This window comes from Erwinia artemisiae, from assembly GCF_051400835.1.
In the GTDB taxonomy this organism is placed as follows: Bacteria; Pseudomonadota; Gammaproteobacteria; order Enterobacterales; family Enterobacteriaceae; genus Erwinia; species Erwinia aeris.
This window is the reverse complement of the sequence record NZ_JBLFFM010000008.1, coordinates 63,372-77,908: the sequence shown is the minus strand read 5'-3', so window position 1 is coordinate 77,908 and position 14,537 is coordinate 63,372. Positions and strand designations below refer to the sequence as shown.

The window sequence follows — 14,537 nt, the reverse complement described above, 5'->3', positions numbered from 1 at the left end:
AGCCGTCAGCCCTTATGAGGCCAGCGATAAAACCGGTTTTTTACCGTGCTGGGCCAGCCATTCACCGACGCGTGCGCGCTCCTGCTCGTTCAGGAACATGCCCATTTTGGTACGGCGCCACAGCGCATCGTCCTGCTCGCGCACCCATTCCTTCTCGACCAGATAACGCAGCTCCGCTTCGTAGAAGTGGTGGCCAAAGCGTTCGCCCAGATCGTCCAGGCTTTTCGCCGGTTTCAGGAACAGCTCGGTGTTGCTGCCGTAGGTACGGGCATAGTGGCGAGCCATCGCTTCGGTAATAAACGGATAGCGGCGACGCAGGCTGGCGGCGTAATCCTCACGCGTGCCGGCGATATCGCCGCCGGGCAGCACGCAGCTGCGCGTCCAGGCCGGGCCGGCTTTCGGATAATACTTAGACAGCTTTTCCATCGCATGCTCAGCCAGCTTGCGGTAGGTGGTCAGCTTGCCGCCGAAGACCGACAGCAGCGGCGCCTTACCGTTATCGTCACGCACGTCCAGCGTGTAGTCGCGGGTGATGGCCTGCGGCGAATCGGATTCGTCATCGCACAGCGGGCGCACGCCGGAATAAGACCAGACGATATCTTCCTTGCTCAGCGTCTTCTTAAAGTGGTTGTTAAACACTTTCAGCAGATACTCGGTCTCTTTCTCGTCGATATGCACGTTTTTCGGATCGCCTTTGTACTCCACGTCGGTGGTACCGATAATGGAAAACTCATCCATCCACGGGATCACAAAAACGATACGGTTGTCTTCGTTTTGCAGGATATAAGCCTGCTTTTGCGTATGCACGCGCGGCACCACGATATGGCTGCCTTTGATCAGGCGAATACCGTAAGGTGATTTCAGCTGGAGGCCGTCGTCAAACAGCTGCTTCACCCAGGGGCCAGCCGCGTTGACCAGGCCTTTAGCCTGCCACGTGTGGGTTTTGCCGGTATCGATATCTTCCGCTTCTACCGTCCACATGTCGTTCTCACGCCAGGCGCGAGTGACGCGGGTGCGGGTACGGACTTCGCCGCCGCGCTTTTCCACTTCCTGTGCGTTGAGCACGACCAGGCGCGCATCGTCTACCCAGCAGTCGGAATATTCGAAACCGCGCGTAATTTCCGGCTTCAGCACCGAGTCTGATTCAAAACGCAACCCTTTGCTGCCCGGCAGGCTGGTGCGTTTGCCCAGATGATCGTACATAAACAGACCCACGCGGATCATCCATGCCGGACGCAGGTGCGGGCGGTGCGGCAGGCGGAAGCGCATCGGGAAAGCGATATGCGGCGCCATTTTCAGCAGCACTTCACGCTCGGCCAGCGCTTCGCTGACCAGGCGGAATTCGTAGTGTTCCAGGTAGCGCAGGCCGCCGTGGATCAGTTTAGAGCTGGCGGAAGAGGTAGCGCAGGCCAAATCTTGCGCTTCCAGCATCAGCACAGACAGGCCGCGTCCTGCAGCATCTGCTGCAATGCCAGCGCCGTTGATACCGCCGCCGATTACGATCAAGTCTTTGGTTTCCACGTCATCTCCTCCGATGTTCGGAATAGTTCTTAAATGTTCGTTTTCGAGCATTATAATAATCGCAAAGCGACACTGATGCCAGCCTTAACCGAATAAAAACATTTATGCGTGATGCAGGTAACAGAATTGTTCACGAAAAAGCCGTATAGCCCTGCATTTCGTTGGGTTATTGTCGGCTTTGTTCGCGATACAATAGCGGCCGCTTGTCATTATTCGAGAATCGATCATGGAACAATTTGAGTGCATCAACGTGCAGCAGGCGCAGGCTTTGCTGACCCAGGACAACGCCCTGCTGGTCGATATCCGCGATCCGCAAAGCTACGCTATCGGACACGCCAGCGGCGCTTTCCACCTGACTAACACCACGCTCAGCACCTTTATCCAGCAGAGCGATCTCTCTGTGCCGGTACTGGTGATGTGCTACCACGGCAACAGCAGCAAGGGCGCGGCGCAGTATCTGCTGACGCAGGGCTTCAAAGCGGCCTACAGTATTGATGGCGGTTTCGACGCCTGGCGCGCCGCTTTTCCACAGCAGGTTGATTCCGCCGCGGACTAACCGCAGACAGGAAACCATTTTTCAGCAACAGGGACTTTACCGGCGATGATGCGCATTACCGATTTTGCCAGCCAGCGCATGGCGCAGGCTTTTGTGGATTATATGGCGACGCGCGGCGTCACGCTGCGGATTGAGCAGGACAGCCGCTACACGCTGTGGCTGGATAACGATGCCCAGCTGGAGCTGGTCGAAAACGAACTTAATCAGTTTATCCGCGACCCGAATCATCCGCGTTATCAGATGGCAAGCTGGCACTCTGGCACCACCAACAGCGGCATTACCTATAGTCATTCCTCGCTGATGGCTAACCTTCGTGAACGCGCCGGGCCGCTGACTTTGATCGTAATGGCGGCCTGTATCATCGTGTTTATCCTGATGCAGATTGTCGGCGACGGCACCGTGCTGAGCTGGCTTTCCTGGCCGGATGTCGATCAGCATTTTCAGCTGTGGCGCTGGTTCAGCCACGCGCTGCTGCATTTTTCACTGGTGCATATCCTCTTTAATTTGCTCTGGTGGTGGTATCTGGGCGGCGCCATAGAAAAACGGCTGGGCAGCGGTAAGCTGTTTGTGATTATGCTAATCTCCGCGCTGCTCAGCGGCTGGATGCAGGCGAAGTTCAGCGGCGTGCTGTTTGGCGGCCTTTCCGGCGTGGTTTACGCGCTGATGGGCTACGCCTGGCTGCGCGGAAAGCGGGATCCCGCCAGCGGTATCTTCCTTGAGCGCGGCCTGATGGCGTTTTCCATCGTCTGGCTGGTGATTGGCTATATGGGCTGGTTCGGCCTGTCGATCGCCAACGCCGCTCACGTTACCGGGCTGCTGACAGGCCTGGCAATGGCCTTTGTAGACACCCGAAAAAAATAACGGGCAACAGGAGAGCTTTGTGAAGCAGACGCAACGACACGACGCCATTATCGATCTGGTTCGTCGTCAGGGCTATGTCAGTACCGAGGAGCTGGTGGATCACTTTACCGTCAGTCCGCAAACCATCCGTCGCGATCTGAACGAGCTGGCGGAGCAGAATAAGATCCAGCGTCATCACGGCGGCGCGGCGCTGCCCTCCAGTTCGGAAAATACCGCCTGGCAGGATCGTAAAATGATGTGGTCGGCGGAAAAAGCGCGCATCGCGCAGCGAGTGGCCAGCCAGATCCCGGACGGCGCTTCGTTATTTATTGATATCGGCACCACGCCGGAAGCCGTTGCGCACGCGCTGCTGAACCATAACAACCTGCGCATTGTCACCAACAATCTTAACGTGGCAATGCTGCTGATGAGCAAGCCCGACTTCAGCCTGATTGTGGCGGGCGGCGAAGTCCGCACGCGTGACGGCGGCATCATGGGCGAGGCGACGCTGGATTATATTTCTCAGTTTCGTCTGGACTACGGCATCCTGGGTATCAGCGGTATTGATATGGACGGCTCGCTGCTGGACTTCGACTATCACGAGGTGCGCACCAAGCGGGCGATTATCGAAAACTCGCGCTGCGTGATGCTGGTGGCCGACCATTCAAAATTTGGCCGTAACGCGATGGTCAACCTGGGCAATATGAGCCTGATTGACTATCTCTTTACGGATGAGGTGCCGCCGCCCGGCGTGTTGAAAACCATCGAGCAGCACGAGGTTCATCTGGAACTGTGCTAAACCCTGCCTGATAGCGAACCAGCCATCGACGCCCTGTCGATGGCTTTTTTAATTTTATCATCAGCCTGCATGAGCATTTTTTACTGTTCAGGTCTTAACTGTATGTGTTCCGCCAGTGTTCCTCTTACTCTTTTAAAAGGAAGCGGTATGTCGCAGCAGAAATTTAATCAGGCTCGTTTCGAGGCGGCGTTGGCCCGCCAGTGGCAGCGCACCGGCCTTTCTTCAGCAGATGAAATGACGTCTCACCAGTGGTGGCAGGCGCTCAGCGGCGCGCTGGCCGAGATGTTGGCCGCTGCCGCGCCCGCAAAGCCGGCAAAGCAGCAGCGCCACGTAAACTATATTTCCATGGAATTTCTGATTGGCAGGCTGACCGGCAACACGCTGCTGAACCTGGGATGGTATGACGAGGTAAAAGCGGCGCTGGCCGCTCACCAGTGCAGCCTGAGCGAGCTGCTGGAGGAAGAGGTCGATCCGGCTCTGGGCAACGGCGGGCTGGGACGGCTGGCCGCCTGTTATCTGGATTCAATGGCGACGGTCGGGCAGTCCGCCACCGGCTACGGGCTGAACTACCAGTACGGCCTGTTTCGCCAGTCCTTTGACGATGGCCGCCAGATCGAGGCGCCTGACGACTGGCATCGCGAGCGCTATCCGTGGTTTCGCCACAATAGCGCGCTGGATGTTAACGTCGGTTTCGGCGGGAAAGTCACCAAAAACAACGAGGGCAGCGTCGACTGGCAGCCCGCTTTTATGCTGCGCGGCGAGGCCTGGGATCTGCCGGTGGTCGGCTACCGCAACGGCGTAACGCAGCCGCTGCGGCTCTGGCAGGCCAGCCACGCGCATCCTTTCGATTTGACGCTGTTTAACGACGGCAAATTTCTTCAGGCGGAGCAGCAGGGCATCGAGGCGGCAAAGCTGACCAGGGTGCTTTATCCCAACGACAACCATCAGGAAGGCAAGCGCCTGCGTCTGATGCAGCAATATTTTCAGTGCGCCTGCTCGGTGGCGGATATTCTGCGCCGCCATCATCTTGCCGGACGCCATATTGCCGAACTGCCTGACTACGAAGTGATCCAGCTTAACGATACCCATCCCACTATTGCCATTCCGGAGATGCTGCGCGTGCTGCTGGACGAGCACCAGCTGGCGTGGGACGACGCCTGGGCCATCGTCAGTAAAACTTTCGCCTATACCAACCACACGCTGATGCCGGAAGCGCTGGAATGTTGGGATCAGCGGCTGGTGCGGGCGCTGCTGCCGCGCCACTTTATGATTATCAAAGAGATCGACAGGCGCTTTAAAAAGCAGGTCGATAAAGTCTGGCCGGGCGACGAGGCGGTTTGGGCAAAGCTGGCGCTGCTGCATGACAACCAGCTGCGTATGGCGAACCTGTGCGTGGTCAGCTGTTTTGCGGTGAACGGCGTGGCGGCGCTGCATTCGGCGCTGGTGGTTAAGGATCTGTTCCCGGAATACCACCGGCTCTGGCCAACCAAATTTCATAACGTCACCAACGGCATTACGCCGCGCCGCTGGCTTAAGCAATGCAATCCACAGCTGGCGACGCTGCTCGACGACACGCTGAAAGTGGAGTGGGTCAACCATCTGGAGGCGTTACAAGGGCTGGAAGCGTTCGCCGACGATGCGGCTTTCCGCCAGCGCTATCGCCAGATCAAATATGATAATAAGGTGCGGCTGGCGGACTATATTCACCGCGTGACCGGGATCAAAGTCAGTCCCGAAGCGCTGTTCGATGTGCAAATCAAGCGGCTGCACGAATACAAGCGTCAGCATCTTGGGCTGCTGCATATTCTCTCCTGCTACAAAAGGCTGCGTGAAGATCCCGATATGGCGTGGGTGCCGCGCGTCTTTCTGTTCGGTGCTAAAGCCGCGCCGGGTTATTACCTGGCAAAAAATATCATTTATGCCATCAACAAAGTGGCGGAGAAAATCAATAACGATCCGCTTATCGGCGACAAAATGAAGGTTGTGTTTATCCCGGACTATCGCATTACCGCTGCGGAACTGATGATCCCGGCCGCGGATATTTCGGAGCAGATTTCCACGGCGGGCTATGAGGCTTCCGGCACCGGCAATATGAAGCTGGCGCTGAACGGCGCACTGACCGTCGGCACGCTGGACGGCGCCAACGTGGAGATTGCAGAGCAGGTAGGCGAAGAGAACATCTTTATTTTCGGCCACACGGTAGACGAAGTGAAAGCGCTGCGGAAAAAAGGCTACGCGCCACTGAAGCTGCGTAAAAAAGATAAGCATCTCAACGCCATTCTGAAAGAGCTGGAGAACGGCTTCTTCAGCAATGGCGATAAACAAGCCTTTGCGCCGCTGCTTAACAGCCTGGGCGAGGGCGGTGATTACTGGCTGGCGCTGGCCGACTTCGCCAGCTATTGCGAAGCGCAAAAGCGCGCCGAACAGCACTATCTTGACCAGGAAGCCTGGACAAGGATGACCATCCTCAATACCGCGCGTTGCGGCATGTTCAGCTCCGACCGTTCTATTCATGACTATCAGCAGCGCATCTGGCAGGCCAAACGTACAGGGAGCAGCAATGGATAAAAAGAAATTTGAGCAGGCAGCAGCAGCGGCAGGTATCGCCGCCCAATACATCAACGCCAAAGGCGAGCAGGAAGATATTTCCCCCGACATTCGGCAGCGCCTGCTGGCAGCGATGTCAACCAACCGCAGTAAACCCGGCCCAATCCCGCCGTGCAAGGTTTTCCTGCGCAAGCGGACAATGACGCTGGAAATCGGCGGCAAGGGCAGCTACCAGTGGCAGCTGACCAGCGAAAAAGGCCGTGACTATCAGGGCGAGATCAATGCCGGAGAAGCCCTCACGCTGCCTTCCTCGCTGGCCTATGGCTATCACACGCTGTCCCTGCGTCAGGGGAAAAAGAGCTGGCCGTGCCGGATTATCATTGCACCGAAACGCTGCTACGAGCCGGAGCCGCTGCGCCAGGGCGAAAAGTTGTGGGGCGCCTGCGTCCAGCTTTATACGCTACGCTCCGAACAGAACTGGGGAATTGGCGATTTTGGCGATCTGAAGCAAATGCTGACTGAAATTGCCGAGCGCGGCGGGTCGTTTATCGGCCTCAATCCTATCCACTCGCTTTATCCTGCCAGCCCGGCAAACGCCAGCCCATATAGCCCCTCTTCGCGGCGCTGGCTCAACGTTCTCTATATCGACGTTAATGCCGTCCCGGAATTTCAGGAAAGCAAAGAAGGCCAGCGCTGGCTGCGCGGTAAGGCCATCCAGAGTCGCCTGCAGCAGGCCAGAGAGGCCGAGTGGGTAGATTATGACACGGTAGGGGAGCTGAAAATGACGGCCCTGCGCTATGCCTGGCAGCGGTTCAGCCAGCGTCAGCAGGATGATGACAGCCAGGCGCATTTTACCGCCTTTATCGAAAAGGGCGGTGAAAGCCTTTACTGGCAGGCCGCTTTCGACGCGTTGCATGGCGCCATGCGGCGCGAAAATAAAGATGCCTGGGGCTGGCCGGTGTGGCCGGAAAATCTGCGGGAAGCACATGGCGAAGCCGTACAGCAATTCTGCCGCGACAACGAGGACGAAGTGCGTTTCTGGCTGTGGTTGCAATGGCTGGCGAACCGACAGTTTGAAGAGTGTTGGCAGGTCAGCCAGCAGCACGCCATGCCGATTGGACTTTATCGCGATTTAGCGGTGGGCGTGGCGGAAGGCGGCGCGGAAACCTGGTGCGATCGCGAACTGTACTGTATGGATGCATCGGTAGGCGCGCCGCCGGATATCCTTGGCCCGCTGGGACAGAACTGGGGACTGCCGCCGATGGATCCGCATATCATGACCGCGCGCGGCTACCAGCCTTTTATCGACCTGCTCAGAGCGAACATGATGAGCTGCGGCGCGCTGCGTATCGACCACGTAATGTCGCTGCTGCGCCTGTGGTGGATCCCCTACGGTGAAACCGCCAATTACGGCGCTTATGTCTACTATCCCGTTGACGATCTGATGGCGATCCTGGCGCTGGAAAGCCAGCGTAACCAATGTATGGTGATTGGGGAAGATTTGGGGACGGTGCCCGTCGAGATCGTCTCAAAGCTGCGGCAAAGCGGCATCTACTCCTGGAAAGTGCTCTATTTCGAGCAGGAAAAGCCCGATCGCTATCGCGCGCCGGACAAGTGGGCGCGTCAGGCCATGGCGAGCGCCACCACGCACGACCTGCCGACGCTGCGCGGCTTCTGGAACGCTGTCGATCTGGAGATGGGCGAGAAGCTGGGTCTGTATCCCGATAAGGTGGTGCTGCGCGGTCTTTATGAAGACAGAGCGCGGCAGAAACAGGCGCTGCTGGAGGCGCTGCATCGCTACGGCTGCGTGCCGAAAGACAGTGGCAAAAAGGCCGCCCTGGTGAAAATGACGCCGCAGCTGAGTCGGGGAATGCACCGTTTTCTTGCCGACACCGACAGCGCGCTGCTGGGGCTTCAGCCGGAAGATCTGTTGGATATGGACAAGCCGGTTAACGTACCGGGCACCACGGATCAGTATCCCAACTGGCGTCGTAAGCTCAGCAAAACGGTGACAGAAACTTTTGCCGACAAGCAGGTCAATCTGCTGCTGAAGGATGTGGATCGGCGGCGCAAGGTTGGAAAGAAAGTGTAAAAGCAGGGACGCGCGGAACCGGCGGCAGAGGGACGGAAAGCAAGCATAGAAGGAAGAAGGCGCTGCGCTGAACCGGCAACGGAGGGACGGGAAGCAAGTGCAGAGAGAGGAGAGCGCTTCGCGCACTGGCACGGATGCCGTCTGTTCGGCCAGCGCCAGCATCCTTAAACCCGCAGGGTACGGCTGCCTAATTCGCCGGGCATTTCGATTAGCAGGCTGAGTTTTCCGCCCATAGCCTCGATATAACGCTTGATAGTAATCAGGCGCCGATCGGCTCCGCTTTGTTCAATCTGTGTGATACGCGGTGGTTTCACGCCATAGCTTCAGCGACGATTTTTTGAGACAGCGCCAGTTCTTCCCGCAGTAGCTGCAGGCCGGTTTCCAGAATCAGCTCGTCAGCCATCCGTTGGATCTCTGTGCGCTCGGCCTCTGAAAATTCAGCTTTCAGGAAATCATTCAAATTAGTCATTTTTCTTTCCTCTCCATTTCGGCCAGGTGTCGGCTGAACGCCTCAATAATTTAGTTCATTAAAGAATTTTGCTGCTTTGGCATATTCCTCTGCCAGACACAGGTTTTCAGCGGCTATTTCTGCATCGCTGTTTCTGGATGCGGATGTCAGTAACCGACATTTCTTTTTGATTGTCTCTTCCCACGATTTTTTCAGCGCCGTTATACTGGCGCTCTGCTCTGGAAAGTGCGCTATTGTTTTTTCTGTCGTCGCGCCAAGAGCCGCTTTCGCTCGTTCTTTTTTTACCACCGAGCTTTTATTTATCTCTTCAAGCTGTTTTATTTCTGCCTCGGTAAAAGCAGCATTTACATTGAAAGAAAAAACAGAGAGAAACAGGATTTTGTTAGTTATTTTCATAGAAACTGACCCTTCTGTTGAATCTGTCTTTAGGGACATTATGCCAAAGGGTTTCGCCTGCAATAACGCGCCCGAAGCCTTTCATATCGCCTGTATACGCCAGCCGTTGTAGATGCTTTCTGGTTTTCAGGTTATAGTCCCCACGGTAACGTAAATCTATAAGAATATCTTTTATCTTTTCCGGGATCCTGCTCCATGCCAACGTGGGTGATATACCAGGATCTGGATGATATTTAGTAATAGTAAACCTGTCCTTACAAATCCGCTCAACAGCTCTTTTCAATTCTTCATAAGTATTTTTAAAAAGTTCTACCTGCTTTTTTTCTGTTATATCGCTAATTGCACTTCTGTTTTTTATCACGAAATTGTAAGCTGAACAGCCTTTTAAACCAGCGCCTTTTGAGATTGCTTCTGCCTTTTCCCTTTCGATACCTGCTTTTTGCAGGCTGATGGATACTTCAATTTTGGTTTTGTCACCCATATCGTAGCCACGGCCAATCGTTACGCCAGAGTTATTGTTGCTACAGGATGCTGATAGACCAGGCCAGTGTATTTTTCGTGAGTAAAAATTGCTTGATTTTAAATTATCACCTTCGGCTCGGAAGGTTAATATACCTTTTTTCGGTTCTGACATGTTATTCAATCCTTTGAGTTGTGTTCTTTCTCTCTTTGCTTTCAGCATGGCCTTGTCAGGCTATCATTCCGGACAAATGATATCTCTTGCGTTCTCCTTTAATCAAGGGTGATTATTTTTCCGGCGCCTTTAAAGTAAGTAATAGTAAAGAAGGTTAATTGACCCTGTAACGTAATAAATAACTGGAAAATAAAAGATGAGGTGCCTGAAATATTATAAATACTGACGGAAGAAGCAGAAGCAGAAGCAGAAGCAGAAGCAGAAGCAGAAGAGTTGGGCCTGTGCAGCCATTTAACCAATCGGTATCAGAATTTATGTCCTGATTTTTTAAGGCATGAAAGAGGCTGTATAAAAAAACCGGGCGGCCCATGACTCACCCGGTTCATTGCGGTAGTTTAGCGCACTCAGTAGAAAGAGTGTTCGCCACGCTGGTGCTCGGTCAGATCGCGCACACCTTTCAGCTCGGGGAAGGTCGTCAGCAGCTCTTTCTCAATACCTTCTTTCAGCGTCACATCAACCATTGAACAGCCGTTACAGCCGCCGCCGAACTGCAGGATAGCGAAGCCGTCGTCGGTGATTTCCATCAGCGATACCTTGCCGCCGTGGCTCGCCAGCTGTGGGTTAATGGTGGCCTGGAGCTGATATTCCACGCGCTCGATCAGCGGCGCGTCGTCGCTCACCTTACGCATTTTGGCGTTTGGCGCCTTCAGCGTCAGCTGGGAACCCAGATTATCGGTGACGAAATCAATCTCGGCGTCTTCCAGGTAGGGCGCGCTCAGTTCATCAACGTAGGCGGAGAGCTTCTCGAACTTCAGCTCGGTGTCGGTGGCTTCTACCGCATCGGGTGGGCAGTAAGAAACGCCGCATTCCGCACCGGGCGTACCCGGATTGATAACGAATACGCGAATCTGGGTGCCCTCTTCCTGTTTTGACAGCAGTTTTGCGAAGTGCTCTTGCGCAGAATCAGTAATTCGGATCATGGCGATTGCTCAATAGTTGACTAAATTAGTGGGTTTATTTTACGCTCATCGCCGACGCTCTACAAGGTGCGGCAAAGGCACAGGACCTGTACGCTGGCCGCACCCGCACGCAGCAGGAGCCGGGCGATTTCTTCAACGGTGCTGCCGGTGGTGACGACGTCATCCAGTAAAGCGATATGCCGTCCTTTCACCTCGATTTCAACCTTAAAGGCGCCCCGCAGATTACGCCGTCTGGCGCGGGCCGATAAAAAGTGCTGGGTGCGCGTCCTTTTTTTCCGGCTCAGGCCGCCCGGCGCGCAGGGAATGGCAAGCCAGTGCGCCAGATAGCGGGCCATATCGTCCAGCTGATTATAACCACGCCGCCAGGCGCGGCTGCGATGCAGCGGAACGTAGAGCAGCAGATCGGGACGCTGGAGCCTGCCTTCACGACGGGCCGTTAACCAGGTTAGCAAAATCAGGCGCGCCAGCATCACCGATAGTGCTGTTTGCTGCGAAAACTTCAGTTTTTTGACCAGCTCTTTTAGCGGCGGCTGCCAGTCGGCGACAAAAACCAGCCGCTGCCACGAGGGCGGATGGCGCTGGCAGCGTCCGCACTCCTCATTGGGATAAAAGGTCGATAAGCCACAGCGCGGACAGCAACAGGGCGGTTTCAGGGCGCGCTGGCAGTAACTGCATATACCGTGATGGGCCAGCGTCAGCGGCATCCGGCATAGCCAACAGGCGGCGGGCATTGTTAGCATAGCGTCCTCCATGACAAAAACAGGATAGTAATAGATGGCTCAGCTTTACTGGCAGACAATCGGCACGGGAGATCGCGATCTTGTGATGCTCCACGGATGGGGACTGAACGCGGGCGTCTGGCAGAACATCATTGCGCGACTCAGCCCGCATTTTCGTCTGCACCTGGTGGATCTGCCCGGTTATGGCCGCAGCGAAGGGTTTCCGGCGATGGGCGTGGAGGAGATGGTGGCGAACCTGCTGCCCTTTGCGCCTGCCCGCGCCGTCTGGCTGGGCTGGTCGTTAGGCGGCCTGGTGGCGAGTTCGCTGGCGTTGCAGCATCCGCAACGCGTCAGCGGGCTGGTCAGCGTGGCTTCTTCCCCCTGTTTTACCGCGCAGGACGACTGGCCGGGCATCAAACCCGAGACGCTAAGCAATTTTCAGCAGCAGCTGAGCGAGGATTTTCAGCGTACCGTCGAGCGCTTCCTGGCGCTGCAAACGCTGGGCACGGAAACGGCCAGGCAGGATGCGCGCCAGCTCAAAAGCGTGGTGCTCTCACTGCCTGCTCCGGAAGTCAGCGTGCTGCAGGGCGGGCTGGAAATTCTGCGCACCGTCGATCTGCGCGAACCGATGCAGGCATTACAGGTGCCACTGCTGCGTATTTACGGCGCGCTGGACGGCCTGGTGCCGCGTAAAATCGCACCGCTGCTGGATGCGCGCTGGCCCGACAGCGAAGCGGTTATCATCGACAAGGCCGCACACGCGCCTTTTATTTCCCATGCCGAAGCGTTCTGCAAGCAACTGATTGATTTTGGATTGAAATTGCCGCGTTAATTTTGTTCAGAAAACTGGCGAATTGCGGGTTACCGATAATAATTATCAGGGGCTGCTGACCGCTTTACCTCTGAGTGGGCAGGCTGAATTCCTGCCCAGCATTCTCATCCGGCAGCCGACGACAATAACATTAACCGGGAGTGTCTCTGATGAAATTAAAAACGATGGCCGTTGCCTTTCTGGCGCTGTCCCTGCCTTTTGCCGCGCTGGCGGCGAAAGAGGTGACCCGAGAAGAAGTCAAAACCATGAACCTGGAAAAAATCGGCACGGTGCACACCACGGCGGAAACCACTTCGCCAATGGATGCCAAAGCGGTGCTGTCGAAGCTGGCGGATGAAAAGGGCGGCAAATACTATCTGATTATCGCTGGCCGTGAACACGGTAAATTCAGCGCGACCGCAGACGTTTATAAGTAAAGCTTTCGGCAGGCAGAATTCATTCTGCCTGCTGTTTCTCTCCCACATTTTTCAGCCACAGAAAGTGCCACGGCGGCAGCGTCAGCGGATGATTACTGTTAAAAATGCTGTTACCGGCAATATTACGGTAGAGCCGATCGTCCGGCAGCGTCCAGCTAACTTCTTTACCGCTCAGATTATAAATACAGAGCATCTCTTCATGCGTCTGCGCCGATCGACGTCGCAAAATAAACAGTGAGTTATCGCTTTCCAGCACTTCGGCAGGGTTATCGGGATGAAAAGCGGGCTGGCGCGTTCTTAACTGAATCAGCTGGCTCAGCCCATGGTACACCTTATGGCGTAAAGAGTGGGTATCGCTGAGCGCGGCTTCAATCTCGCCGATAGCGTATTTTTCGCGGTTAATGGCCCGGTTGTGGCCCGCTACTTTTACCCCTTCCATATCGTTACGTGAACCCAAAATGCTCTGAATATAAACCGCCGGCACGCCGGGAAAAGCCAGCAGGACCGCATGCGCCAGCATAAAGCGCTGGAAGCGCACCTCGTCGCTGTCCTCTTTTTTATTCAGCGCATCCATATAGGTAACGTTGATCTCATAGGGGCTGCTGGTGCCGTCAGGATTGTTTTTATAGGAGATCAGCGCGCCTTCAAGCGCCAGATCCCTGACCAGCGACACGATTTCGGTTTCCGGCAGAATGCCGCGCAGCGGATTCAGGCCGATGCCGTCGTGCGAGGCCAGAAAGTTAAACCAGGTGGTGGTGCCGTTGCCGACGCCCAGCGAGGCTGCCCACTGCTTGAGCGCGCGTGAGGAACCATAATGGATAGCGTGCAGCAACAGCGGCGGCAGCGAGAACTGATAGACCATCTGCGCTTCATCGCGCCCGTTGCCGAAGTAGCTGATATTGTCTTTATGCGGCACGTTGGTTTCGGTAATGATCACCGTGCCGGGCGCAACTTCCTCCGCGATAGCGCGGAACAGCTTCACCAGCAGGTGCGTTTTTTCCAGATGGATGCACGAGGTGCCGGGCGTTTTCCACATATAGCCCACCGCATCCAGCCGCACGTAGTCCGCGCCCTTTGCCAGATAGTCGAGCAGCACCCTGACCATGCTCAGCAGCACCTCTGGCCTGGCGAAATTCAGGTCGATCTGATCGGCGCTGAAGGTGGTCCAGATAAAACGGGTTTCGCCGTTTGCCAGCGTAAAAGGCGTCAGCAGCGGCGAGGTTCTGGGCCGCGTTACCGCGCTGAGATCCGTGCCGGGCGGCATACTGATAAAGAAATCGTCCCAGCCGGGATCCTGTGCCAGATAGTGCTTAAACCAGGCGCTGTGGGCAGAAATATGGTTGCAGACGAAATCGAACATCAGCCGCGTATGCTGATGCAGTTCCGCCACGTCTGACCAGTCGCCGCAGATGGTATTGACCCGATGATAGTCAATGACCGAAAAGCCATCGTCGGAGGAGTAGGGGAAAAAAGGCAGAAGATGAACCAGGGTAAAGCACTTGAGATGCTGCTGATAAAAGCGGGAGAAGGTGCGCAGCGTGGGCGCCTCGCGCTCGCGGAACTGATCGGCGTAGGTAATCAGCACCACGTCTTTTTCGTCCCAGTGCGCTTTACGCTGGTAGCCGAGTTCTTTTTGCGTCTGCCTGATGGCTTCCGTCAGCTGGTTCAGCGTATCGGCGGGAAAAGCGCCCTCATAGATCTTATCGATTAAGTTATTGATAATTTCCATTTTTATA

At 55.7% G+C, this 14,537-nt stretch carries 13 protein-coding genes and 1 pseudogene; 7 read left to right on the top strand and 7 right to left on the bottom strand.

Annotated elements, in window-relative coordinates; genetic code table 11:
• Positions 1–12: 12 nt before the first annotated feature.
• Entirely contained in the window at positions 13–1,521 is a 1,509-nt protein-coding gene (glpD, locus tag ACMGEE_RS16940) for a glycerol-3-phosphate dehydrogenase (protein WP_253457573.1), read from the bottom strand.
• Between the two features lie 226 nt (positions 1,522–1,747).
• Between glpD and glpE the strand changes: the two genes are divergently transcribed.
• The 5 genes from glpE to malQ all read left to right on the top strand — a co-directional run bounded on the left by glpE (position 1,748) and on the right by malQ (position 8,355).
• A complete protein-coding gene (glpE, locus tag ACMGEE_RS16935) occupies positions 1,748–2,077 on the top strand; it encodes a thiosulfate sulfurtransferase GlpE (RefSeq protein WP_253457575.1) in 330 nt (109 codons plus the stop codon).
• Positions 2,078–2,125: 48 nt separating this feature from the next.
• Entirely contained in the window at positions 2,126–2,938 is an 813-nt protein-coding gene (gene glpG, locus ACMGEE_RS16930; protein WP_436830392.1) for a rhomboid family intramembrane serine protease GlpG, read from the top strand.
• Positions 2,939–2,957: 19 nt separating this feature from the next.
• Positions 2,958–3,716 (top strand): DeoR/GlpR family transcriptional regulator, encoded by a 759-nt coding sequence (locus ACMGEE_RS16925; RefSeq protein ID WP_253457578.1) that lies wholly within the window; start codon positions 2,958–2,960, stop codon positions 3,714–3,716.
• A 147-nt stretch (positions 3,717–3,863) separates the two neighbouring features.
• Entirely contained in the window at positions 3,864–6,284 is a 2,421-nt protein-coding gene (gene malP, locus ACMGEE_RS16920; RefSeq protein WP_436830371.1) for a maltodextrin phosphorylase, read from the top strand.
• A complete protein-coding gene (gene malQ / locus ACMGEE_RS16915; protein ID WP_436830370.1) occupies positions 6,277–8,355 on the top strand; it encodes a 4-alpha-glucanotransferase in 2,079 nt (692 codons plus the stop codon). The genes malP and malQ overlap by 8 nt, the downstream gene beginning before the upstream one ends.
• A 164-nt stretch (positions 8,356–8,519) precedes the next feature.
• On the opposite strand, the pseudogene ACMGEE_RS16910 reads toward malQ, so the two are convergent.
• The 5 genes and pseudogenes from ACMGEE_RS16910 to gntX form a co-directional block, all read right to left on the bottom strand.
• Positions 8,520–8,824 (bottom strand): annotated as a pseudogene (locus ACMGEE_RS16910) (helix-turn-helix domain-containing protein).
• 42 nt (positions 8,825–8,866) lie between these two features.
• The gene (locus ACMGEE_RS16905) at positions 8,867–9,220 is read right to left on the bottom strand and encodes a hypothetical protein (RefSeq protein WP_436830369.1); all 354 of its coding nucleotides are present in this window, start codon (positions 9,218–9,220) and stop codon (positions 8,867–8,869) included.
• Positions 9,207–9,854 carry a pesticin C-terminus-like muramidase gene (locus tag ACMGEE_RS16900; protein ID WP_436830368.1) on the bottom strand — a complete coding sequence of 216 codons (648 nt, stop codon included), beginning with the start codon at positions 9,852–9,854 and terminating at the stop codon, positions 9,207–9,209. The genes ACMGEE_RS16905 and ACMGEE_RS16900 overlap by 14 nt, the downstream gene beginning before the upstream one ends.
• Before the next feature lie 404 nt (positions 9,855–10,258).
• Entirely contained in the window at positions 10,259–10,834 is a 576-nt protein-coding gene (gene nfuA, locus ACMGEE_RS16895; RefSeq protein ID WP_436830367.1) for a Fe-S biogenesis protein NfuA, read from the bottom strand.
• A gap of 59 nt (positions 10,835–10,893) precedes the next feature.
• On the bottom strand, positions 10,894–11,574 hold the full coding sequence (gntX, locus tag ACMGEE_RS16890; RefSeq protein ID WP_253457590.1) for a DNA utilization protein GntX: 681 nt from the start codon (positions 11,572–11,574) through the stop codon (positions 10,894–10,896).
• A 34-nt stretch (positions 11,575–11,608) separates the two neighbouring features.
• Between gntX and bioH the strand changes: the two genes are divergently transcribed.
• Together bioH and ACMGEE_RS16880 are read left to right on the top strand one after the other, a co-directional pair.
• Positions 11,609–12,385 carry a pimeloyl-ACP methyl ester esterase BioH gene (gene bioH / locus ACMGEE_RS16885; protein ID WP_253457593.1) on the top strand — a complete coding sequence of 259 codons (777 nt, stop codon included), beginning with the start codon at positions 11,609–11,611 and terminating at the stop codon, positions 12,383–12,385.
• Positions 12,386–12,531: 146 nt separating this feature from the next.
• Positions 12,532–12,801 (top strand): YdgH/BhsA/McbA family protein, encoded by a 270-nt coding sequence (locus ACMGEE_RS16880; RefSeq protein ID WP_253461199.1) that lies wholly within the window; start codon positions 12,532–12,534, stop codon positions 12,799–12,801.
• 19 nt (positions 12,802–12,820) lie between these two features.
• On the opposite strand, the gene ACMGEE_RS16875 is transcribed toward ACMGEE_RS16880, so the two are convergent.
• A complete protein-coding gene (locus ACMGEE_RS16875) occupies positions 12,821–14,530 on the bottom strand; it encodes an alpha-amylase family glycosyl hydrolase (protein WP_301730906.1) in 1,710 nt (569 codons plus the stop codon).
• Between the last annotated feature and the right edge of the window lie 7 nt (positions 14,531–14,537).